Genomic DNA, 24,921 nt, shown 5'->3' on the forward strand with positions numbered 1-24,921 from the left:
CCCCGAATAATCATTCGGGGGATGGATTAAACTCCTTATGCTGACCTTTGCGCATCTCTCCAGGCGACACACCAAAATGCTTTTTGAACACCCGATAAAAATACGACACATCCTCATATCCTGTCATCTCCGCGATATGTTTGAAGGGAATCTGCTCATCCATCACCCATTCTCTCGCTTTGGTCATTCGAAGCTGCACCACATAATCGGTCACGTTGACGTCATACTCTTTCTTGAATGCTTTGCTCAAATATTCTTTGCTGACAAAGAAGATCTGGGCAAGCTGCTCCAGTGTGATCATCTCCATGCAGTGCTGCTCCATGTACTGCTTTACTTCTTCCAGGTTCAGCTTGTTCTTATATTTGCGCTGTGCAATTAATTGCTCCAGTGCTTGCTCATACGCCTTGGTGATCCATTCTACTGTCTCCCGGATGGATGTGAGCGCTGCTGCTGGCGGAATGGCTGCCTCCTCCAGCCGATCCGACAGTCCATTGGATATACACAGCTCATTCAACAGATTTTGCAGCTCATAGGCAACCCGTCCAAGCTGGCGGGGTCTGCGAAGCTCACTTCGCTCCAGCTTCTGCTCCAGCTGCTGAAACCATTCGCGCAGGCTTGGCAGATTCAGATCGTTAAAGCGCAGACGTGCCTGCTGCTGGAACAGAGAGAACTCGGCCGCAAAGGAAGCCGGATAGGCTTCCCAGGCATCCGGTGCCGAGGCTGCGTTGGCCAGTTCGCGCGTGCATTTGGCTAACGCAGCATTCAGTTCTTCCGGATTTACCGGCTTGAGCAGATAATCTGCTGCACGATACCGCAGCGCATTTTTGGCATAATTAAAATCGTCATACCCGCTCACCACAATAACCTTAATCTCGGGATACTGACTGCTGAGTAGTTGTAACAAGGCTACACCGTCTGCCCCGGGCATGCGCATATCCGTAATTATGAGCTGAGGCTGATGCTCCTTCACCATCTGGATGGCCTGCTCTCCGTCCTCTGCTTCGCCACAAACACTTATGCCCAGCTCGTCCCATTCTCCAAGGTTACGTAGAATATCCCGATTCCACGGCTCATCGTCCACCAGCAGCACTTTATATAACTCCTTATTCACTAGGAATCGCCTCCTGTTTTGCAGGGGATACGTACAATCACTCTGGTCCCCTGTCCATATTCACTCTCCATACGAATACCGTAATCCGCTCCAAAATGCATCACCATCCGTGACGCTGCATTCAGCAGCCCAATGCTTGTGCCTGAGCTCCAGACCCGATCGGTTTGCCGCTTGATGCGCTCCAGTCTGGACTGCATCTCGGTTAGCTTCTCAGGCTCAATCCCCACACCATTATCACAGATTTGAATGGTCACGACACCCTCCGGATCAGCATCGACTTCAATGCCCAATTTCCACTCCCCCGGTTTGTTCTCCAGCCCATGCAGAAATGCATTCTCCACAATAGGCTGCAGCGACAGCTTGGGTATATAACACTCTCGAATCTCTCCGTGAATCTCCAGCTTGTATTCAAGCCGGCTCGCAAAACGCTGCTTCTGAATCAGCATATAATGCTCAAGCTGGTCCAGCTCCGATTGCAGCGGCACAAGACCGTCGGGTGCCCGCACAATGTAACGGAACATCTCGCTCAAAGCGCGAATGACCTTATAGCTGTCAGCCGGCTTCTGCGAATAAACCATGCCGCCGATCATCTGCAGTGTATTTTGCAAAAAATGGGGGTGTATCTGGGATTGCAGTGCTTTGAGTTCAGCGGTCTGTTTCTCCAGGTTCATCATATAGTTGTCCCGAATATGTTCCCGGATACGGCTTGCCATACCGTGCAGGTTTTTCTCCAGCAGGCCAATCTCATCCACCCTGCCGCTGCGCTCCACCTTGCGATCCTTGATGAGCTGGATACCCTTCATGGCGTTCGCCAGCCTGACGATCGGTTTGGAGGTACGCCATGCGACCAGCGCTGCCAAAGCGACAGATACCACGGCAGCCATGCCGCCCACAACAAGTCCATATTTCATCGTTTCCAGCGCACTCTCGTTAATGACATGATCCGGTACAATTTTGATCACACGCAGCCCAGACGGCTCAATATCGTGATAAAAAATATATTCCTTGGCTGTACGTATAAACCCAGCATTATCCTTCGTTTCCGCCAGCAGCTTCAAAGCCTCATCCGATGGCTGAATGGACGGGTTTGGCTGATATATCGGATGTCCCAGGTTATCTCCGATATATACGGTATAATCCCCCCTGCTATCGAGCAGCTCCAGCGTCTGATTGAACTCGGCCCATTTGATCTCCAGACTGATCGCTCCGATCTGGGCCTGATCCTCAAAACGATTCATGCTGCGGGTCATATGAAATTTGGACGAATCCTTAGGATCATTCCTGATGGTAAAATCCCTGTGCTCTGTAAAAAGCTCTTGATATGCTTCCGGGATATCCGTCACTCTCTGAATACGGTAATCCATAGAATTGAAGGTGAACAGCGTGTCCTGCTCCTTCAGGTATAATTCCACCCCGAATACATAATTGCCAGCAGAATAGTATACACTGTTGAGCATATTGAACACGGCCTTCTGTTCATCAAAACGGCTGAAGGCAGGCGCCTCCTGAGTGAGAGCAAGATACTGATGCAACTCATCGCTAATCTGAATGGAATAAATAATATTATTCATGCGGGTAAACTGCTCTCCCAGATAAACCGAGGCCCAGTTCATGTTCACCCGGTTCGTATCCTTGATCTCGGCTTCCATAGAGGAACGTGCATTCTCGGCAGCGACAGCAGTGATGACGATGACCGGCAGCACAGCAACCAATGTCATTGTGAGTATCAGTTTATTGCGAATGCTGCGCTTGAAGGGATCGGTCAACCTGCGGTATAGTTCTTTAAACACAGTGCATCCACTCCTGAGCTAAAATAACACAAACGCCCCAGCATCAAAGCTGAAGGCGCTATGGTCTTGTTATTCTTTTCGGAAAATAAAAGCAATTTTTAAAATCTATTTATATTAAATAAAGTTTTTACACAGTCCACTCCGATGACAGAATAACCTGGAGAGTAGCTATTTATTATCCCCTAGTTCTGCTCGATAATGCATACACCCCACCGCTCCAGCTCAAGCTTCTGATCTGCCGCCACCGAATCTCCAGATAACAGCTCTGTCCCTGCTCCGTGCGGATTATTGAAGGAAACTGGCTCATCCGAATAGTTGAAGTAATAACGGATGGTATGTCCCAGATCATTCACACCTGTCTTGACAATGAGCGGAAAAGCAAGCTCCTGATCTGCTCCCCACACCCCTGCTTCCTTCATCACACGCTCCAGCACCTTGCGAATGACGGCAGCGCTAGTATAACAGCCGACATATGTCGCTTTGCCTTTGCCATAGCTGTTTTGCGTGATTGCGGCATATTCTCCCCAGTGCGGATGATCATACCACGCGAGCACCTCCGCAGTCGTCGGTGTGATCAGCTCCATCCAGGTATGCACCTGATTATGCTCCTCACCTACGCCAAACGGATCATCCCGCAGCGCAACATGCTTCGGCTCGACAAACAGGTTATAGCTGATACCGCATGCCTCGCTGATCAGTCCCGGCTGACGTGTCGAGCGCACTTTAATGTGCTCATTAGCAAAACCGCTTTTGAACGAGTAAACGATATGTCCGCCACCCTGCACGAATTGATTCAATTTTTCCAGAAGTGCGTCCGAAGCTGCATACAGGGCCGGCACCACAAGCACATCATAACCCTCATAGCTTTCCACGGAAGGGTCAATGAGGTCACAGCCAATGTTCATTTTATAGAGCTCATCATACATCCAGCGCACAACGTCGTTATAATTTTTGTCACTGGTGAAGTTGAAGCCAAACCACTTGATGGACGTCAACGCCTCATTGCTAAACAGCACAGCAACACGATTCGTCTTCTTCAGGTTGACAAGCTTTGGACTCAGGCGGGCAAAATCGCGGCCAATCGTCTTCGCTTCGTTATACACCGGATTCGGTTCAAAATCGTGGCTCAGCAGACCTTTCCAATACGTCTCAAACGAGTTGTGCAGCGAGTGCCAATGCCAGTAGGCCACCATGTTAGCCCCGGAAGCCAGATGACTGAATGCCTGCAATCGAAGCTGTCCCGGGTAAGGTACCCAGTGCCAGAATGCCTGCGCTTCGGTCTCCAGAACAAGATAATTGGACTGTTTGGTGGAACGCGCCACATCTCCCCCGAACGAAATTTCAATGCCCGTCAGCTCGTCCTGGGAAGGATGATAAATATCCACACTGGTGATGTCAAAAGGTCGGGATGCCGCAAAATGATCCACATCCCCCTGAATGCCGTACGAATATCCACGCCATTCAAAGTCAAAGTTCTGGGTAACAAACTGTCCTTCCTGTTTGTACTCATTCACAATACCGACCTGCCATGCCAGAAAGTTTGTGACCAGCTGCCGCTGGAACTTCGCAAACTCCGCTCCAAGGCTGCCGTTAATCGTGCCTACTACGGAAGGGAAGTCCTCCCAGCTGTTAATCCGGTTACTCCAATAATCCAGTCCAAACTCTTTATTCAACTCATCCAGTGAACTGAACTTGTTCCGCATATATTTCACAAATTGCAGCTGTACATTGTCCCCCGCCGTGTTGTAATGCTTCGTTTCGTTATCTGTCTGATATCCAATCACTGCCGGATGTTTGCTCACCCGAGAGATTAGCTTGCGAATGATGCGCTCTGCATAAAACAGATACGTAGGGTTTGTAATATCCATAATTTGTCTTGCACCATATTTTCCGGGACCCTGCACGGTGGTTGCCAGAACGTCAGGGTGCTCCTTGACCATCCATGTCGGAACGGCATATGTCGGGGTTCCCACAATAACGTGAAGCCCCGCTGCATGCATGGCATCCAGCACTCGGTCCACCGAGGTGAAATCAAATACGCCGTTCTGCGGCTCATGTGTACTCCAGGTTGATTCCGCAATCCGCACCACATTGATGCCAGCGTCTTTCATCATCTGAATATCCTTGTCCAATCTTTCGTAGGGCATATATTCATCATAGTAGGCTACGCCGTATAATAATTTGTCCATAATGATGTCTCCTTTTCACTGCTTCAGATTTTCTCTGTCCTCTCTGTTCCTGTGTAAATGAGTTATTCAGCTTATATAACGTTGTTGGTTTTAGGTAAGTTGACATATTCCCACCCTTAGTGGTAGCGTTTACATTATTGCCGGTATAGGTGTGTTTTCTGTACATTACCTGTTCATTACACTGCGAACTGCTTCATGATTAGGAAGTCAGCGTTAAACTGATTATAATGAAGTACATGCATAGTGCCGATGGCACAAGGCGAGTATTTTTTACCCTTTTCCGAGGTGAATGTTATGGATATCCGTTCGCAGCTTCGAGAGATGCCGTACCACACACTGGCGCACTGGCTCCCGATCATTGACTGCAACATCAAATTTTATGGTGCTCACAGCCAAGAGGTACCTTGCGGTTGGACAATGCCCGAGGAGACACATCCAGGCTTTGAGATTATTCTGATCATCCAGGGTACGCAGGAAAGCGTGATTCACGGATACACTTATATGGTGGAGGAAGGCTCCATTCTTCTTATTCCGCCCGGGTTCAGACATACAAATCGCTGTATGTCTGCGGAGGGCATGACGTATTTTAGCGCACACTTCAATGTAGATGATCCGGTGTTTACCTTAAAGCTCATGTCCCAGCGCAGCAGAATCTATCCAGCGGGTACAGGAGATAATATGAAAATACGAGCTGTTCTGGAAAGCTGGATGGGCATGATTAATACGGCGGAGGCGTATTCTTCCACCGATAAATTGCTGATGCAGGCTCGCATGTTTGAGCTGTTTGCGTTGCTGTCTCAAGCAGCAGACCATGCTCCCGAGTCCGTTATCTCTGTTGCTTCTGCGCAGGCGCCAGCTCCAACAGCCATGCATTATGCAGGAGCTATCGCCGAGGCGATCAAACAGGCTTTTCACGCCCAGCTTCGAATGAGGGACGGCAATGTAGCCTTGGTTAGAGTAGAGCAGATCATTGCTTCGTTTGGCATCAGTCCAGGATATGGCTTGCAGGTATTTCGCAAGGTATTTGGCATTTCACCGCGAGCATACCTGTCAAATCTGAAGCTGCAGGAAGCCAAAATGCTCATCGAGCAGCCTGACCTGTCTCTCGGAGAGATCGCCTTAAAGCTCGGTTATACTCATTTGTCACATTTCAGCAGACAGTTCAAACGCTGGACGGGTCAGAGCCCCCTGCTTTATCGCAATCAGCATGCCGGGCAACATCATGAACGGGTGTCTCACTCCCCTGAGGAAGAGCCATCTGAATTCTGAAGATGAAGGCGTATATGCTGCAATTGCTCCGGGGTATTCATATTGCTCAATTGCAGCGCAGGCTGCTGAACACCCGCTTGCTCCAGTTCATTGGTTTCAACATACTGGCAGCCGATCTCTTCCAGCCAGCGGACCACACGCAGCTGGTCATGAATCAGGCGCTGCTCCAGCTCAGGCAGTATCCTTCTGTGATATGCCCCGGCAAGCGGATGAATTCGGCCCTCTACACGCGGAACAATAGCATTGCTTGCTGGATAATCGGCTGCAAGCCTCTTCATACCATTGAATAACGAGGTTTGCAGGAGCGGCATATCGCAGGCACTGACCAGATTCCACGCTGTATGGGATGCAGCTAACGCCGCATGGAGTCCCGCGAGAGGCCCTTTCCCGGGATATCGATCCTGTACAAATTCCAAACCTTCGCGGTGGTCCATGGCTCTGTTTGCGGCTCTGTTTGCGCCTTTTTCCGTGGCCCGGTACAACGCTTCGTAGGGACCTGCTGCCACAACAATCCGGGAAACGGCGGGTCTTATTGCCTCCACAATATGCGTCAGTACAGTTGAGCCGTTCAGCTCAAGCAGTGCTTTATGGGTGCCCATTCGGCTGGAATGCCCGCCTGCCAATATAATGCCTGTCAACTGTTCATTTTCATTGATCATAGATAACGGGATCACCTCTTTCCTGCAGGACTAAGGACTATGACTCTCACAATGAGTCAAGCTGTGAATAGCATATGAGTCATACCTAACATTCAAGTTATCATTTTCATCAGGAGTTTTCATTACAAGCCACACATGAATCTGTTACACCTGCACATGGGCCGGGCCCGGCTTCGTTTGGGTGGATCAATCGATAATGCCTATATTCTATACCGTTGAATCCCCTTTCAACAAATGATACAGTGAACAATATGATTCGATTCGGAAAGGAATGGCTCAATTGGACAGATCTGCACCTGTGAGAGGCACATCCTCGCTGGCCTCACTGAAACTATATAATTTTTTCATCTATGGAGCCATTTCCATCTTCGCCGGATTCCTGGGGCTGTATCTTCAAGAGATTGGCATGACCAAACTGGAGATTGGCAGCCTGATGGCAATCGGTCCGTTTGTCTCTCTGTTTGCCAACCCGTTCTGGGGCTTCTGGAGTGATAAATCACGTAATATTCGAATCGTGCTGATGATTATGATGGCAGGCACCTTTGTGCTCGCACAAGGGGTATTTTATGCGCCTACATATATGTGGATTTATGTCGCGATGATATTTTTTTATTTTTTCCAAAGTCCATTATTCGCTCAAACCAACAGCCTGATTCTCGGATATATTGACGGCACAGGACAGAAGTTTGGCACCTTCCGGCTCTGGGGTTCACTGGGCTGGGCTTTGACCGCAGTCGCTGCCGGACCAGTCATCGACCGTTATGGCGTAGGCAGTGTGTCTGTTATTTTTGCTTGTATGATTGGTGCTGCGTTTATGTTCTCGGTAGTTCTTCCAAGGCAGCCTGTTGCCTCCGATACGCCGATTGTTACGTTAAGACGATTTGGCAAGGTCATGTTTAATCCGCATTTTATGGCCTTTATCGGTCTTGGTGTGCTCGTCTCGGTCCCGAATGCCATGAACAGCACCTTTATGTCGCTTTATATTGTAGAGATGGGCGGCGACAAGCAGATGGTCGGCTGGGCGATCTTCACATCCTCCATTCTGGAAGTCGGTGTATTCCTGCTGCTGGATCGACTGCTTAAACGCAAAATGAGCATGCTGCTGGGCTCTCTCATTCTGATCAGTCTACTGTTTGCTTTGCGTTGGCAGCTTATGGCGCTGGCTTCGAGCCCGATGGAGGTTGTGTTTATTCAGCTCATGCACTCGGTCACCTTTGGTGGTTATTTCTATGTGGGCACACAGCTGACCATGTTGTTTATTCCACGTCCCTATCGCTCCTCCGGACAAGCGGTGTATACGATGGCCTGGGGCGGCCTTTCCGGCGTTATTGCCGGCTTCTTCGGCGGCTGGCTCTTTCAGAGCTTCGGGGCCGAGGTGATGTACAACATTGGTGTATTCTTCTCACTTATCGGCGCATTTGGCTTCGGCATCATGTGGCTGTGGAACCGCCATAACGGATATCAACCTACGGTGCTGACGGAAATGGGCAATATGGATGAGGACAGATAATCGTAGGTTGCAGTGGGAAAAATGCAAGCCAGTCTAACGTTTTATTGCAGCGTTCCGATGACAAAAGCACCTTCTGTTCACACTAATTCTACGGTAACGATCCCCCTTCCCACCGATACCGCGTATTCGTTTTGCGGGGATCGGCAGGTTGGGAGGAGCAGACTATATGGCAACCATGTTATACATCATTTTGAGGGGCTAGTTTACTCCACATCGATTTTATGCGCCAGTTTTTTGGGGACGAGCTTACTTCTCGCCGATGTTAAGCACCAGTTTGGGGAACAAGCCTACTTCTCGCTGATATTATGCACCAGGTTGGGGAACAAGCCTACTTCTCGCTGATATTATGCACCAGGTTGGGAAACAAGCCTACTTCTCGCTGATATTATGCACCAGGTTGGGAAACAAGCCTACTTCTTACCGATACCACGCACCATTTTGAGGGATCAGCACACTTAACACTAATTTTATACACCAGTCTTTGGAGACTAGCCACTCCACACTAATGCTTCCCACCAGCTCCGCGGCTAACGATTCCCAGAAGCCTTATTTACGTGTTTTTCAGCCGTTCCACACTCTAACGATTTCCACAGGCCTTATTTCCCCACATGCTCACGAAAAATGCTTGAGAATCCCACTTTTTGAGGAAATAAGCTTCCTACGAATCGTTAGAATTTTGAAAAGCTAAAAAACAGAGGAATAGCGTTCCCTGGATTCGTTAGAATGTTTTACAAAGAGAATGATGAGCTTCCGGCGTGCTGACGTAAGTTGTTGATTGTACATTCGTTAGGTTGTACAGTTTGTTGATTGTATAGGCACTTTTGCTGTGTAGGTGGTTGGTTGTACTTTTGCTTGGTTGCAATAGTTTGTTGTTTATATTGTTGTTTATATTGTTGTTTATATTGTCGTTTGTATTGTTGTTTATATTGTCGTTTGTATTGTTGTTTGTATAGTCGCTTCGTTGTTAATTAGTTGGCATATAGCTAAATAGATAGTTACTTAATGTATAGGTATTTGGCATATAGACTTGGTTGATGGTGATTGTTAAGGACGGTGGATACGGAGAGGTTTGTGCGGCATGAATGGGTTATTCTAAAAGCTAACGAAACGAGATATGTACAGCAGCTACCTAATACGTGATTTCCGAGCTAACTGGATCGTTATAATGGGATGATGGAGGCTAGACTGCAGCATCGCTTTAAGATGGTGACAATGAACGACCACTCGAAGGTTGAACTAGCGTGATCACGAGATGGACAGCAAATAACTAGTTAAAAGCCGCGGTGCTTTTGACAATATATCATGAAAAAAAGGCGTTCCGTCATGATGATGACAATGGAACGCCCCATTTTTATATGCTGCCGAAGAACCTTCTACAGCTTACGCAGTTATACTTTTAATGCTTATACCGGGTTATGTCACTTACACTTTTAACGCTGCTACGCGTTTCAAGGTTTCGCGATTAACATTTTACGCTTCTGCATTTTCAAGCTTTCACGTTTTTACATTTTTACATCTTTACTCTTTTACGCTTATACACTTCTCCGCTCTGTTCCATCTTCTTCTTAGCCTTCAGCTGCCCTTGCCTTATGCCTTTGGCAATTGGAATGAGCTTTTGAGCGATACAACCCGGTTGAATACCGGGCGGCCTGGCTCGGAGTGCTTTGGATCAACACTGAAATAACCGTGACGGAAAAATTGGAACTTGTCCTGTGGTTTCGCTTCTTTCATCTCTTGCTCCACGAAGCCATGAACGATCTCCAGAGAGTTCGGGTTCAGCTGATCCAGGAACGTTTTCTCCGGCTGCTCGACAGTCTCTGCGCCAGCTCCAGTCACATCCGCCTCAATCTCAGCCCCTGCTACAGCAGCTACTACTTCGGCCTCCGCTTCTGGTGCTTCTGCCGAAATCAACGGCTCGTACAGACGGAACTCCGCTGGTACAGCTTGAGTCGCTTCTACCCAGTGGATCGTGCCTTTCACTTTACGTCCTGTAAAGCCACTGCCGCTCTTCGTTTCGACGTCGTATGTGCAATGAATCTCAACGACATTACCGTCCGCATCCTTGATCACGTCATTACATTTAATGAAGTAAGCATGCTTCAGACGAACTTCGTTCCCAGGGAACAAACGGAAATATTTGTTCGGCGGATTTTCCATAAAGTCGTCTTGTTCAATATAAATCTCGCGGGAGAACGGAATTTGACGGTTGCCCATCTCCGGATTTTCCACGTTATTCTCGGCTTCCAGCCATTCCACTTGTCCCTCAGGGTAGTTGGTAATAACTACTTTGAGCGGGTGCAGCACAGCCATCGTACGTGGAGCTTTCAGCTTCAGATCCTCGCGAACAAAGTGCTCCAGCGTTTGCAGATCGATTACACCTTGGCTTTTGGAAATACCTGTCTCGAATACAAAATCACGAATCGCTTCCGGTGTATATCCCCGGCGTCGAAGACCCGAGATCGTTGGCATACGCGGATCATCCCAGCCATCCACATGACCTTCATCCACAAGCAGCTTCAGCTTGCGTTTGCTCGTTACCATCTGGGACAGGTTCAGGCGGCCAAACTCATATTGACGCGGCTGACTTTCCATCTCACACTCGGCGATGACCCAATCATAGAATGGACGTTGATCCTCAAACTCCAGGGAGCATAAGGAGTGAGTCACGCCTTCAATGGCATCTTCGAGCGGATGTGCAAATGCATACATCGGATAGATGCACCATTTGTCACCCGTGTTATGGTGATGTGCGTGAGAGATACGGTAGATCACCGGATCACGCAGGTTGATGTTAGGCGAAGCCATATCAATTTTGGCACGCAGCACCTTTTCACCGTTCTTGAATTCACCTGCACGCATGCGTGTGAACAGATCGAGATTCTCTTCCACCGAACGCTCGCGGTATGGGCTGTTTTTGCCCGGCTCGGTCAGCGTTCCGCGCATTTGACGGATTTCGTCGGCGCTTTGGTCGTCGACGTAGGCTTTACCTTTTTGAATAAGCAGAACCGCACGGTTGTACATCTCATCGAAATAATCCGAGGCAAAACGTTTCTCGTTCCACTCGTATCCGAGCCATTTTACGTCTTCCTGGATGGAGTTCACGTACTCCACGTCTTCCTTCACCGGGTTGGTGTCATCAAAGCGCAGATTTGTCTTGCCGCCAAACTCGCCGCCCAGCGTGAAGTTGATCCAGATCGCCTTCGCATGACCAATATGCAGATAACCGTTCGGTTCCGGTGGAAAACGGGTAATAACTTCCTGGACTTTGCCCGACCGGAGGTCTTCGGTAATGATATTTTTAATAAAGTTAGGTGGGGTTGTGAAACGATTGTCCACGGGTATCAAACCTTTCATGAATGGATTGGAGCTTGCAAATAAAAACAGCAATTCCGGTTGAAATTCCTTAATGACGAAGCCATTTCCTGAAAACATCTTCTTTCATGGAAAGTTTCGTACGCGTTTCATTTAAATATACCTTTAACGGGGAAGGAGTTCAATAAATAACAGCACCAAAATCAGGATCAAGATACACATACCTCCGCTGAAGTTAGGCCTAATACCATTTTGACGAGTTCGCACGAATCATGTAGCATGTTAGTAAAACCAAATTCAAGGGAGGGTTTCCCAAGTGAACGCGCTAAAACTGACCAAAGAACAGCAGGATGAGGCCATTCGCACGATCCAGTCGTATTTTGAAGAGGAACGCGGCGAAGAATTGGGCGATCTGGCAGCATGGGGTGTGCTCGACCTGTTTATGACACAGCTTGCTCCCTACATATATAATCAGGCACTCAGTGACGCACGCACAACGGTAAACCAGCGCATGGCCTCCATGGAGGAAGATCTGTTTGCACTGGAGCGCAAGCTGCCCAGACCTCCCCGTTAATCTACCTATTATATGAAGAAAGAAGGTTGCAATCATGTTTACCTATTCACTTGATGAATATACGGAGCTTCGCCCGCTTCTGATGGAGCACACCAAACCGCTGTTTGAACTGACGGACCGTTCCCGGGATCAGCTCAGGCATTGGCTGCCATGGGTGGACCAGGTGACCGAGATTGAACATACATCGAAATTTATTACAGGCGCGTTAAAACAAACTGCGGAGAACGGCGGTCTCACAGCCGGTATCTGGTTAAAAGGAGAGCTTGCAGGCATCATCGGCTTCCACGAAATCAACTGGACGAACCGCTCGGTGAGCATCGGGTATTGGCTTGGCAAAGGTTTTGAAGGCCAAGGCTTGATGACCAGCGCCTGCCGTGTTCTGGTGGATTACGCACTCGTCACGCTTGACCTGAACCGGGTCGAGATTCGCTGCGCCACCAACAACAAACGCAGCCGTGCTATTCCCGAACGACTCGGCTTTGTGCTTGAAGGTGTCATTCGACAGGTCGAGAAGCTGCCCAAGGGTTATGTGAATCACGCGGTGTACGGCATGTTGCAGCATGAATGGGAACTTTTGCGATAAACCAGGCCTTACATAATGCACATCCACAATCAGATACGATAGAAAAGCTCCATGGCATCGTTTAACATCATTCATAACATCACCCAACGTATCTATAACCTCTCACCTGTGGCGTTTACATTCTTTTCCACAGATGAGGGGTTATTGTGGTTATGAAACCATATTTTACTTCAACCTAAGGTTGTCTTAATCTAAATTTCATGCTTCGCACCTAAGATAGCGTTGTGGTTCTGTAACCACACACTAAACCAAGGAAGAAGGATGATCACGGATGAAGAGAAGTACAACATCAAAGACAGTAAAGGTCACCAGCGCTTTAGCTCTCACGATTGCACTTGGCGGTAGCTTGCTGGCAACTGCTGCGGTTCATGCAGACCCTGCGGCGAAGGCATCCGATGCACTCCAGAACAAAAGCAATGCACCGATTGGTTCCCATACATTAAAACCGACTGGCAAAGCCGAGAGAGGACTTGGGCCTTTCTTCGGCCCTCATGCCGAAGAAGCTCTGTCTGTGCTTGGCTTAACCAAGGATGAATTAAAAGAAGCCCTGCAGGTAGACCAGTCACTTGCTGAAATTGCAGCCGCTCAAAAGGTGGAGACTCAGACCCTCATTGATACACTTGTTGCTGCGGAGAAAGAGGAATTGCAAAAACAACTTGCCAATTCCAATATTACTCAAACACAGTATGATGAACGTTTAGCATCTATTACGGAGCGTATCAGTGAAATGGTAAAAGAAAAGCCTTCCGCGTTACGCGCGAAAAAACCTGAACATGCGGCGCCTGGGCTTGGCTTACCTGGACGGGGATTGGGGCCTGAAGTAGATCGCAACCTGGACAAGCTCGCATCACTGCTGAGTGTAACCACTAATGAACTAACGTCATCACTTAAAAATGGAGATACCCTTGCAGAGATTGCATCTACCCAAAAGGTGAACGTGCAAACCCTTATTAATCAGTTGGTAACCGACAGAGCCTCTGATCTGCAACAAGAGTTGAAGGACGGGAAAATTACACAGGCTCAATACGATGAGCGGGTAGCTGACTTAACCCAACGGATTACAGATCTGGTCAACGGCACTCGGCCATCAGGTGGACCGGAGCATCGCCATGGTTCTCGTTCAAAAGATAGTTCCGGCTCCCCAGTCAAAGCTGGGCCGCAGAAAGACAAAACCGATCAATCCACTGTCACGTCTGAAACGGGCAATGATCCTGCCTGATGTCATCTCATTACAATAAATTTTATGCATTTTAGGCGTGTTACACCGTTGCTCATTAAGAATCGTGCTGGATTAACTATCTGTACTGCATTCTTATTGACATTTAAAATGCATGTCAAGTCCCTCCTTCTCACGCTGTCTGAAGCGGTGAAGGAGGGACTTTTTATTTCATCTGAACTACATGAGCCATTCTTTAGAGAGCCCGTACCATGCCGCCATCTACAATCAGCGAAGCGCCTGTAATGTACGTATTGGCCCCGGACAACAGGAAAAGCACTGCTTTGGCAAATTCCTCCGGCTCACCGTAACGTCCCAGTGGAATTTCTTTGCGGAACTGCTCGGCGATATCCTCTTCACTAACCCCGTTCTGTTCTGCTCTAGCTGAATCCAACTCGCGAATACGATCTGTCGCAATGCGCCCGGGGGCAACGGTGTTGATCAAGATTCCATAAGGAGCAAGCTCTTGAGAGAGCGTTTTGGCAAGACCGAACACCCCGGTACGGAACGTATTCGATAAAATCAGACCCGGAATCGGCTGCTTGACCGAAGTAGAGGCAATGTTGACGATATGACCTCCGTTTGTTTTCATATGCGGAAGCACACCTCGAATCAGCCGGACATAACTCAGCATATTCAATTCAAATGCCTGCTCCCAGTCCTCGTCTGTCAGCGATTCAAACGAACCCGACGGCGGGCCGCCTGAATTGTTCACCAGAATGTCGATCTGACCAAACTGCTCTGCTGTCGTCTGAATAAGTGCTGCGATATCCTCCTTGCGGGTGACGTCGGTTGCGACATACTCCACGCGACCGCCACCACCAAGCGCCAGCAGTTCTTCCTTGACCGCGGCGAGTTTGTCCCCGCTCCGACTGGCCAGCATCACATCGGCACCCTCCAGTGCCAGCTGTGCTGCCACCGCTTTGCCCAGGCCTCGGCTGGAGGCCAGCACCAGTGCTTTTTTACCACGCAGACCCATATCCATTGTTTATTCCTCCCTTATCCCTGTTTCTGCTTGCCCATACACACCATCTGTATCTCAATCTATGCCTGAATAAAATAAGCCATCAAAATATCATCTACATCCTTGCCGCCGATTCGAAATTCAGATACAAGCCTGCCCTCGGTTATAAACCCGCATTGCTCATAGAAAGCGACTGCTCCCGGATTGCTCGACAACACGCGCAGCCTGAGCTTGCGAATACCCTGCTCCAGTGCATGCTGCTTCATCGCTTTCATTAGGGCTGTCGCCACACCGGAACGGCGAAACTCGGGATGAACTGCAATATGAATCTCATATACGTGGCGGTTCACAGGCATACCTGTCGGGGGGTGAAAGCCTACATATCCGCATACCCGGTTCTCCTGAACCGCAATCAATTGATTGCCTGGCGGACAATATTGCAGATACTGCTGTCTGGATCGCCACTGCATCGGTGCAGGCGAGTTGCACGCATTCCAGACCAGCATATCCAGTTCCATCAGTTCATTCGCATCCTTCATCTCGGAAACCCGTATCTTGTACGTATGACTGGTAAGCATGCCGATTCAACCTTTCGTATACTTTCATTAAATATCTCTTTGATTTGCCTCATTCGGTTATCTTTTTCGTGTGCTTTATTCTGTATATATTGTATCATAGCCGCTGCAAGGACTAAAATTTTGCTTGTGCTTGACCAAATCTGAATAAGATGCTTCACCTTGACGTAACGTCAACGTTTATACTAGGACTAGCGATTATCCATAAGGTAAGGAGGTAGAGCGATTTGAACATCAAAGAAGCCGCATCACGATTGGGAATATCGGCAAGAGCCATTCGTTTTTATGAGGAAAAAGGGTTGATTCAGCCTGCCAAGCAGGCTGGTAACGGATATCGTACATATACGGAAAATGATATATGGCGATTGCAGACGATTGCGGCGCTGCGCGAGATTGGTATGTCATTACAGGACATCACCCATGCGCTGGCCGAGATTGATCAAGGCAACCAGCAGGGACTGGAGGAATACCTGGAGCTGCAGCAAGCGGTAATGTATGCACAGTGGGTGGAGCTAAAACGTATGATGGATACGACCCAGCGAATGATTGATCTGAATCGTCAGGACGGATCGCTGGATGTCAGTCATCTGCATGATCTGGCAGGCAGCGCACGTCGTCTGCGGGAGGCACGGCAGAACTGGCATGACCGCTGGAACTATGATAAACAAGCAGCGATCCATGATCAGCGCGTGCAGGCGGAGTGCAGCAACGATGTCAGCGCTAAATCAGGAGACCATGCTGCCCCTTCATCCATAAATGTCCAGACCCAGCCCGCTTCAGCTGCAGATATGCATACTCGACAAGTCAAGATAACGCCACCTGCAAATGCTTCTTTATCCAAAGTACACACTACAGCAGACAAGCCTTTCAATCTGTACCATAATTACGATGAAGCCCTGGAACAAATCGTGCAGTGGATCTCTCCTGTGTCTGGTGAAGCCGGCTTGGATATCGGGACTGGAACGGGCAATCTGGCTGGCAGAATGCTGAATCAGGGTGCAGTCATGACAGGAATCGATCAGTCACGGGAAATGCTGCGAACGTGCCGCCGGAAATATCCGCAGATGCAGGTGAAGCTTGGTAATTTCCTGGCGCTTCCTTTTGCCGATCATTCCTTTGATTTCGTGGTATCGAGCTTTGCCTTCCATCATCTGGGCCCGGATCAGCAGCGGCTCGCGTTGGAGGAAATGCAACGTGTTCTCAAGAACACCGACACGGTTAGAATTTGCCTTACCGACCTTATGTTTACAGATTCTGCGCATCGTAACACTTACAGCAAACACGCCGCCACAAATCGAGATATAGAGCAGCAACGGGCTTTACGCGAGCGCCATTTCCCGTTGCTGGACGAGTTGTGCCGCCGGCTCGATCACCTGGGCTACGAGACCAAGCATGTCCGTCATAATGAGCTGCTGCATACAGTACTTGCAGTTCCGCTACGATAAGACGAATTAAAAAGACGAGACTATAAGCAGACTCTCGTCTTTATCTTGTTATAACAACAACTCTCTGGGATCTTCTCTCATCTTCTCAATCAATCTCCCTACATTTGACCCTATTTCATCTGCCATGCCTTGCACATCTTGTTCTAAGAGCTTCTCTGCTTGTACAGCTCTTTCCACATATATCTTTAATTTTTCGAAGTTCAATGCTGTTTTAGGATTCATTCCCGAAATTTCCGAGAAAATATGACTCGTCCGAGAGTGCACTCTACTAACTTTTTCATTCTTGAGAATATCCTCTTTCTGAGGAATGATGTAGTGGTTAATTGCATCCTCATAATGTAGTATCAACCAAATTTCAAAACAAGGATTAGTAACTGTTAATATATTATCTTCACCAGCTGATTGAACAAATTCCAAATATTTTTCTTTCGTATCAAAACTGTCACGGTCAAAAACAATTACAAATTCATCAATTTCCTCCTCATATAAACCAGACTGCAATAGTTCTTGTTTCTTATTCTGAATTAATTCTAATAGCTTGGACGGGTGACTATAATCCCGAATCTCGCCCTCTTTACTCAAAATTACAATCTCAATCGCATTATTAATTCCTAATTCTTTTCTATTATTGTCTATTCCTCTGAAATATTGCTTTTCTGTATTCTTCCCTTCAAAAATCAAATAATATCTTCGCAAAGGGTCAATATCCATTTCATTGTCATACCTGGTTGTCCATGTTCTCATCTCTCGCAAAGGAGTCATACATCTTCCCTCTCTTCTGCGAAAGTGTAACTTTTTAGAACAGGTATAGCTCCATAACGACCGTCTAAATAAGCTTTGCTTAACTTCTTATCATATCTTTCTTTAAAACGATCCAAGGAATACAAATGAGATATGTTATTTCTATTTCTTTCAACGAACCAGATTTCATCTCTTCGTAAGAGATTCTGATCCATAATGGTTGATTCATGCGTTGTGAAAATAAGCTGAGTGTGATTTTCTTTTAACACTTCAAAAAACAGTTCAATAAATTTGTACGTCAATTTTGGGTGAAGGCTACGCTCCAGCTCATCAATGACATATACTTTGTTTTTTTCATTACTAATTAATAAATCAAGCAAATCAAATAGTCGTCGTGTTCCATCTGATTCTTCATCAAACTCAAAATCACTGAATGACTTCTCCCCGTGCTCCAGCTTCATTGTCGTAATAACAGGTTCCTCACCTGCAACACCTTCAATATTATAAAAGGCATTTCTTGTCCGAAGTGACATCATAGCTCTTTTATTTTTTTCTGAATTTTCAAGTTTTTCTTTGAAATCAGCAAAAATTTGTTCTAGAAGTTTGTTGGGAAGCTTGCTCTGCATCTCCGAAACTGAAATTTCTTCGATTTTAACTTTGGAAATACCTGTGTCAAATAAATCAATAATTTTATTGATTCTTTGGATGCCATCATCCCCATAAAAATACTCGAAATTAGTAAAAGGCTGCTCTGGAAAAATGGTCACAAGATCATCGTCAAACCACTCAAATACATCTTTAAAAAACTCCAGACTCGATCCACGAGTAAACCTTTTGTTCCTGTTCATTTCATTAAGAAATAATTCTGAGGTATTATCCTCAAAGTCCAGCGTATACGTTTTGAATTTCATCAGGTCAATGTCATCTAAAGTCACTCGACTGCCAAGTTCTATACGGTTAATTTCAGTTTCTCTCTCAAAAAGCATATGCTGTATATCCTTACCAGGAACTAATTCATATAACCATTCAGATATAATTTTACGCTCCACTAGACTCATACTGAAACCATATGCATAAAATTTATTATTTTTTAAAATTTCGAATTCAAATGTCGATTGCTTACTCATCCCTTCTGGAACAACTCTGCAGTACATCTTACTTGCTTGTAATGGTACTTTATTTGTTATCACATATTTTGCAAACTTCATCGCTTCGATTAAATTACTCTTCCCTGAAGCATTTGCTCCATAAATCGTGGCAGCTCTTAGTAACGAAACTTTGCCAAATTGAACGGTATGTTCTTTGTTTAATTTTACTTTTTTCGCTGGAATCATATTTAATTCTTGTCTATCAAAAAAAGATTTGAAATTCTCTACACTAAATCGCACTAGCATTTAACTCACTCCTTTTTTAGGAGATAAATGACTCCTACATTTTATTATATACATTTTCACGAGAGATATAATGAGATAATGAGAAAAAATCTCTTCATCACATTATAATTCTAAGTTTTAAGTAATACCATCCTTAAATATGTGGTGGTTAAACAGGAAAATGCCTCTATTCTAAATTTCAACTTCAGAATAGAGGCATTTGCAATTTACGTTTGGTTTATTACTTAATTAGTATAATCCTTACATATAAATATCTACAACGGTGCGCTCAGTCGAGCCGCTTGCCTGCTTGAATGCATCCAGCGAGATGCGTACCCCGCCTTGGCGATAACGGTTCGCTGTACGCTCACCTTGAATGTCTTTGCCATTCACCGTCACGCGGCTGACTGCTCCCTCATTCAGATGATAGATGAATGTTACCGGCTCGCCTGCATATTCGAATTCAAACTGCATGCCGTCCAGCTCAGCTGGCAATACCGGGTCGATGACCAGATTACCGCTTTCCTGACGAATACCCAGTGCATTCGAGATCAGCTGGTTCATGTAGATTCCAGGGCCGCTGGAGTAGATTCTCCATCCGCCTTTCACCTGTACTGTACCTTTGCGAAGCTGGTCAAAATGCTCCTGCGCCTCGTAACGTGTATTAAACTTGCCGTCCGAGCTGCTGAAGTATGCATTGGCTTGGCGAATCTCCGCATTAGGTACAACCTCGCCAATACCTACTGGATTGATCATCGCCAGACCATTCCATACCTGATCCGTCTTGCCGAGCTTCGCCATCGCTTCCACGTAACGGATGTGGGCGTGCACATATTGCAAACCGATCTCACGTCCGAAGTTGGACGCTTGCTCTGCACGTTTGAAGTGTGTGCTCACACCGCCTGCGTATTGAGCAGGACGGTTCATCAGACGTACGCCATCCGGACACAGGAACTGCTCACGAATGAGTGCGTAATGTGCTTCTGCCTGTTCTGCATTCAGCAGCTCACCGATCATGCTGCGTGTCATCGGCAGCAGGCGGTACTGGATGCCCGTCTCCGTGTCTGTCGGATGCAGCATCAGCTTCGCTTGATCGGCTTCTTCCATATATACGAAGCCTGGGATTACATCCGTGCCCAGCATGTAACGGTTGAAGTCCTCGCGGATCCCCTCTGCCAGTGCAGCAAGCTCCTGTGCAAAAGCTTCATCTTTAGCTTTCAATGCTTGTGACAATACATTCACCGATTGATACGTCAGAGCTACCGTCCAGCTGCTCACCATGTACTGCTTGAGCTGTGCATTGGCTGGCTGGAGTGTATCATCCCAGTCTCCGTCTCCGTAGGAGGACAGGAACGTGTCGTGCAGGAAGTGTGCACGGATGTATTCGATCTCTTTTTTCGCGTGCTCCAGTACGGTTGCTGTCTCTTCTGTGAATCCAAAGCTGTGTTTTACTGTATAAGGTACTTTTTCCTCCAAAATCGCATAATCGCGAGTTGCAGTCAGGTAATCTGCCAACACCTTCAGCGGCCATACGATAATATCGCCATGGCTTTCTTCCTGCTGAATGGCAAAGTATTTGTCGAACATGAACCACTGCGGCCAGTTGCCATCGTCCTCGTATTGGTGCGTGTAGACCATTTTGATAATATCGCGGACCTGCTCATATTTCTGAGTAGCCATGAAATACTCCACCGGTCCTTGGCATACATCACGCGTACCCCATGCTGCGCCGCCATATTGCTCCAGACCGTGTGGTACAGAGTAGTGCACCAGCATGTTGTGTGTGTACCACCAGGCAAGCGCGTTGACTTTGAACAAGTCTTCCGCATCCTGGCTCTCGCCGCGAGACAAACGGAAACCGTTCATGACACCTGCAAAGAACTCACGGTACGCCTGCACTTCTTCTTCAAAAGAAAGACTTTGGGCCGCTGCGTCAGCACCTTCAGCCGCCTGATCTTCCAGTACACCCTGAACCTTCAGCGTCCATTCTGCACTCTCCTCCAGGCTCAGTGTGACGAGTGAAGCAGAGCCGCTGCGAACACCGCTGGCAAGCAATGTTTCATCCCCGGCTTGTGCAACAGCACTTTCCACCGTCATACGGTACTCCAGCTCTGGATATGTCCCTGCACTCAGGGATTTAGGATCAGCTTTGAAGATGAGGGTCCTACCATCCTGCGTCATATGCAGTGGATATTCGTACTCGTTCACGTTCATCGTAATCTGGTTCGTCACCAGGTAACGATAGGCTTTTCCACTTGCAGAACGCACATTCATGCGTACTTCTGTAGCATGCGTCGTTGTATAGTTGGTCACGATAAGCGTATCGGACTCCATTTTGTAAATCCAGCGAGCATAGTTAAAACCAATCTCGAACAGGGATGGCATCGTCAGCAGTCGATATTGTCCATCAATCTGCACATAAATGCGTTGCCCAGCTGTCTTCGGCACGTTCAGAGCATTGCGGGCATTACTGATCATTTTGTTAAAGTTGGTGTTGCCGATAACAAGCTGTGAATTGAACATCCCGTACATATACGATGTCGTCGTAATAACCTGCGCTCCCAGCTTTACATTGCCGCCGCTCATGAGAATATGTCCGTGCGGGCGCTCCACCAGCAGTTCTTTGGCTTTCAAAACAATATGCTCGTAAGATTCGGTAAAGAAGGACAACAGTTGATCCCCGCTGCGCTCTTCCTGATGACGATCAGGGTACAGCTGGTCAAGTTCTTCCTGCGTCAGATCGAGTGCAGCCAGCGGCTCACCCAGAGATGAGGAGAGCTTCACTTGTTCCAATACTTCACCCGGCTCTGCGTTCAGCGTCTGGACTTCAATCCATGCATCCGCAACTTCCTCCCCATACTCCAGTGCGGTAATACCTGTCGCATGGTTTGGCTTCGCCAGTCCGTAGAATACAACATGTGCTTCACCGTTCAGCTCCACAAGCTCGGATTGCAACGCCGTATAAGCAAACTCATACTGGTACGTCTCATTCGCCAGGGAAGGACGGCTCAAGCTCTCCGGCTGATTTGTTTCTTTATAAGACAGTCCAAAGAACTGGAATCCGTCCGTGGAGTAACCGACTGCTTTCGTCAGGGAACCCTGCTGCATGTAAGGGAAAGCTCCTGCCTGCGGCTGGTTTTGACGTGAGCATACTACATACCCCTTCGCATCATCCTCAAACACCGTGTGGTCAATATATTGCGACAGATATGCTTCATTGCTGCGTACCGCACCCGGATCAGCCAGTCCGACATCTTGTCCATACACTACATCAACACGCTGCTGCTTCCCTGTAAGCTTCACATCCCAGAACCAGATACCCTGTGATGCAAGCGTAAATATGACCTCATAGTTAATCGCTTCTGCTGCCAGCTTTGGCTGAACGCTGCCCTTCCAGATCAGCTGCCGATCTGCATGGGATTTGCTTCTAGATAACTGACTGTTGGAATGAACGCCAAGCAGCGGGAACGAAGTAATCTCTCCACCCTCATGTACACGCAGGTACAGATTATTCAAAGACCCGTCAATCGGGTTGCTCAGCAATTGATTCAGCATCGTTGTGCCAGAAGTTGCTTGATACAGATCTCCACTGTTTAAAAAAGTAAACGTCACTTCTCCGGCTGCCAGACGAATCGTTTCATTCATGATTGTTGCCATTCTCTCTATCACTCCTTAAATTAGTTTACCACCAAATATCGAAACGTTTCGATACTATTGAAAAAGAATAGGGCTCCCTTAAACCGGTCTTTGCAGCCCCGTCCTAACGATAACCCTCATTCTGCAACTCATCACGTTCACATGCTGATCGCACTTAACCTGTTATGTATCCACGAAGGACGCTAGGCCAAACTGCCTCCCCACCAAGTGAACTTTATTCAGCTGACCCGGCTTCCAGTGAACGCACGGATTCGCGCTCCACCAGATCAATCGTTAACGTATAGGATGGATTCACGTGTTCTCCATTCAGCATCTGGAACAACAGATGTCCAGCCAGTGATCCCGCCTCTTGCTTGGGCTGACGAATCGTGGTCAGCGGCGGACGAACATATTCGGACAGCTGAATATCATCGAAGCCTATAACGGAAATGTCTCCCGGCACCGAGATGCCACTCTCTGCCAAAGCCTTCAGCCCGCCGATTGCCATCTCGTCATTCCCGTAAAATACAGCGGACGGAAGCTCGCCCTGCATGATCATCGTTTTGGTAGCACTGAAGCCGCCCTCGCGAACGAAATTGCCGTTCAGCCGCCACCTGGATTTCTCCTCCAGCCCTGCTTCCCGCATGGCCCGGAGGTATCCTTGATAACGCAGCGCATTATCATAAGAGTTGGCTGGCCCGCTAATATAAGCGATGTTCTCGTGACCGCTTCTAATTAGGTGGCGCGTAGCAAGGTATCCGCCCTGCTCACCATCCACCAGCACGTTCACCAGATGGTCACCGGACAGCTGGCGGTCCATAACGATGATCGGGAAGCGTGTTCCGGCAGATTCCATCAGAATGTCATCGTGAATGTTATGAGCGAGCACAATGGCACCATCCACTCTTTTTTCACGTAGAAAACGTACCGCTGTTGAATCCCGTCCACCCATAGAGCTGCATGCAATCAGATCGTATCCGTTCGTCAGCGCTACATCCTGTACACTGCGAATCAGCTCCGAATAATACGGCCCCGACAGGTCCGTCAGGATGAGTGCGATCGTATTCGTCCGGCTCCGCTTCAGGTCCATGGCAAAGCCATTTTTACGGTAATTCAGTTCCCGTGCAGCCTCAAGCACCTTCGCTTTGGTTTTCGCACTAACCTTGCTGTCCCCATTCAGTGCGTAAGAGGCAGTCGAGAGTGCTACACCCGCCAGCTTAGCCACATCCTTAATCGTTGCCATTCCCCGTTCGCTCCTTCTTGCTTGCTATATAAGTTGAACTAAAGATAATACACAGCCACTCCGATGACAGAATAACCTTCCAATCGCTGTTATCCCCAGATTTTTTGGATTCCCTTCTCCAAAGGGAAAAATCCGGTGATAAAGGCGAAGCTTATGCTTCCGATGCAGCTTTTTTGCAGAAAGCTTTCAGGCGACCTCTTCGCTTTTCAGGTTTTTTCTGTCCTCTCCGTTCACGTGTAAATGAATAGTTCAACTTATATAGTCTGCCGCTCATTATATCTGCATCAGGCAGCATGTATGGCGTATACACCAATACCATGCATACCTGCTCAATGCCTTAGTCATTCCCTTACCCTTTGCAATCGAAACGTTTCGAGGTGTTTCCAAAAAAATAATTCCACCTTGCCATGCCAGTCTACCCGCCTATAAACAGGAGAAACGGTCGCTGCAATAGGCTCGTTCATTATCATGTTCTGCTATGCTCCTAAATCAAGAACACAGTCTATCTGCTATAAACGCTAGATTGAAACGTTTCGACATAATCATTATAGCCGCTGGTGATAGCGATTTCAACCATTTTATCTTATTTTCGCAGAAATAAGTACAATTTTTGATCGATAGTCCACGATGTTTTATTTTTCGTATATACTGCATAATAGTTCAGATTCAACAATTTGACCAGTACAAGAAGAGCAATACTGTATATAGCCCTTCAAGATCATGTTTAAGGA

General features: G+C 47.5%; 17 protein-coding genes. 6 read left to right on the plus strand and 11 right to left on the minus strand.

All coding sequences use genetic code 11. The features are described 5' to 3' along the window. Positions 1-10: 10 nt before the first annotated feature. From IEW26_RS21765 to IEW26_RS21775, 3 genes are all read right to left on the minus strand, one after another. A complete protein-coding gene (locus IEW26_RS21765) occupies positions 11-1,111 on the minus strand; it encodes a response regulator transcription factor (RefSeq protein WP_188593854.1) in 1,101 nt (366 codons plus the stop codon). Continuing rightward, positions 1,111-2,901, minus strand: a complete 1,791-nt coding sequence (locus tag IEW26_RS21770) for a sensor histidine kinase (RefSeq protein WP_188593855.1) — start codon at positions 2,899-2,901, stop codon at positions 1,111-1,113. Before IEW26_RS21770 ends, IEW26_RS21765 begins: the two co-directional genes overlap by 1 nt. A gap of 182 nt (positions 2,902-3,083) precedes the next feature. Further along, the gene (locus tag IEW26_RS21775) at positions 3,084-5,090 is read right to left on the minus strand and encodes a beta-galactosidase (RefSeq protein ID WP_188593856.1); all 2,007 of its coding nucleotides are present in this window, start codon (positions 5,088-5,090) and stop codon (positions 3,084-3,086) included. Positions 5,091-5,384: 294 nt separating this feature from the next. Between IEW26_RS21775 and IEW26_RS21780 the strand changes: the two genes are divergently transcribed. Continuing rightward, the gene (locus IEW26_RS21780; protein ID WP_188593900.1) at positions 5,385-6,359 is read left to right on the plus strand and encodes an AraC family transcriptional regulator; all 975 of its coding nucleotides are present in this window, start codon (positions 5,385-5,387) and stop codon (positions 6,357-6,359) included. Here the strand turns inward: IEW26_RS21780 and mobA are convergent. After that, positions 6,326-7,018, minus strand: a complete 693-nt coding sequence (mobA, locus tag IEW26_RS21785; protein WP_188593857.1) for a molybdenum cofactor guanylyltransferase — start codon at positions 7,016-7,018, stop codon at positions 6,326-6,328. The two genes, IEW26_RS21780 and mobA, sit on opposite strands and share 34 nt — an antisense overlap. A gap of 271 nt (positions 7,019-7,289) precedes the next feature. Here mobA and IEW26_RS21790 point away from each other — a divergent pair, with 271 nt between their 5' ends. Then, a complete protein-coding gene (locus IEW26_RS21790; protein ID WP_188593858.1) occupies positions 7,290-8,528 on the plus strand; it encodes an MFS transporter in 1,239 nt (412 codons plus the stop codon). A gap of 1,587 nt (positions 8,529-10,115) precedes the next feature. Here the strand turns inward: IEW26_RS21790 and IEW26_RS21795 are convergent. After that, positions 10,116-11,882, minus strand: coding sequence for a glutamine--tRNA ligase/YqeY domain fusion protein (locus IEW26_RS21795; protein ID WP_188593859.1), 1,767 nt, complete (start codon positions 11,880-11,882; stop codon positions 10,116-10,118). 274 nt (positions 11,883-12,156) lie between these two features. Between IEW26_RS21795 and IEW26_RS21800 the strand changes: the two genes are divergently transcribed. From IEW26_RS21800 to IEW26_RS21810, 3 genes are all read left to right on the plus strand, one after another. After that, a complete protein-coding gene (locus IEW26_RS21800; protein WP_090924184.1) occupies positions 12,157-12,414 on the plus strand; it encodes a DUF2164 domain-containing protein in 258 nt (85 codons plus the stop codon). Between the two features lie 34 nt (positions 12,415-12,448). Beyond that, positions 12,449-12,997 (plus strand): GNAT family N-acetyltransferase, encoded by a 549-nt coding sequence (locus IEW26_RS21805; RefSeq protein ID WP_111269012.1) that lies wholly within the window; start codon positions 12,449-12,451, stop codon positions 12,995-12,997. Positions 12,998-13,268: 271 nt separating this feature from the next. Next, entirely contained in the window at positions 13,269-14,216 is a 948-nt protein-coding gene (locus IEW26_RS21810) for a hypothetical protein (RefSeq protein ID WP_188593860.1), read from the plus strand. 193 nt (positions 14,217-14,409) lie between these two features. Here the strand turns inward: IEW26_RS21810 and IEW26_RS21815 are convergent, their stop codons facing one another. Both IEW26_RS21815 and IEW26_RS21820 read right to left on the minus strand, forming a co-directional pair. After that, complete coding sequence (locus IEW26_RS21815) at positions 14,410-15,198, minus strand: SDR family oxidoreductase (protein WP_145404473.1); 789 nt, start codon at positions 15,196-15,198, stop codon at positions 14,410-14,412. A gap of 59 nt (positions 15,199-15,257) precedes the next feature. Next, on the minus strand, positions 15,258-15,755 hold the full coding sequence (locus tag IEW26_RS21820) for a GNAT family N-acetyltransferase (protein ID WP_188593861.1): 498 nt from the start codon (positions 15,753-15,755) through the stop codon (positions 15,258-15,260). A gap of 224 nt (positions 15,756-15,979) precedes the next feature. On the opposite strand from IEW26_RS21820, the gene IEW26_RS21825 reads away from it, so the two are divergent. Continuing rightward, entirely contained in the window at positions 15,980-17,197 is a 1,218-nt protein-coding gene (locus IEW26_RS21825; RefSeq protein ID WP_188593862.1) for a methyltransferase domain-containing protein, read from the plus strand. A gap of 48 nt (positions 17,198-17,245) precedes the next feature. Here the strand turns inward: IEW26_RS21825 and IEW26_RS21830 are convergent, their stop codons facing one another. The 4 genes from IEW26_RS21830 to IEW26_RS21845 all read right to left on the minus strand — a co-directional run bounded on the left by IEW26_RS21830 (position 17,246) and on the right by IEW26_RS21845 (position 24,190). Then, on the minus strand, positions 17,246-17,959 hold the full coding sequence (locus IEW26_RS21830; protein ID WP_229729971.1) for an RloB family protein: 714 nt from the start codon (positions 17,957-17,959) through the stop codon (positions 17,246-17,248). Beyond that, a complete protein-coding gene (locus tag IEW26_RS21835) occupies positions 17,956-19,332 on the minus strand; it encodes an AAA family ATPase (protein ID WP_188593864.1) in 1,377 nt (458 codons plus the stop codon). Before IEW26_RS21835 ends, IEW26_RS21830 begins: the two co-directional genes overlap by 4 nt. A gap of 240 nt (positions 19,333-19,572) precedes the next feature. Next, the gene (locus tag IEW26_RS21840; protein ID WP_188593865.1) at positions 19,573-22,968 is read right to left on the minus strand and encodes a GH36-type glycosyl hydrolase domain-containing protein; all 3,396 of its coding nucleotides are present in this window, start codon (positions 22,966-22,968) and stop codon (positions 19,573-19,575) included. A gap of 214 nt (positions 22,969-23,182) precedes the next feature. Further along, a complete protein-coding gene (locus IEW26_RS21845; protein ID WP_188593866.1) occupies positions 23,183-24,190 on the minus strand; it encodes a LacI family DNA-binding transcriptional regulator in 1,008 nt (335 codons plus the stop codon). Positions 24,191-24,921: the final 731 nt, after the last annotated feature.

This window comes from Paenibacillus silvae, from assembly GCF_014639235.1.
Lineage (GTDB): Bacteria > Bacillota > Bacilli > Paenibacillales > Paenibacillaceae > Paenibacillus > Paenibacillus silvae.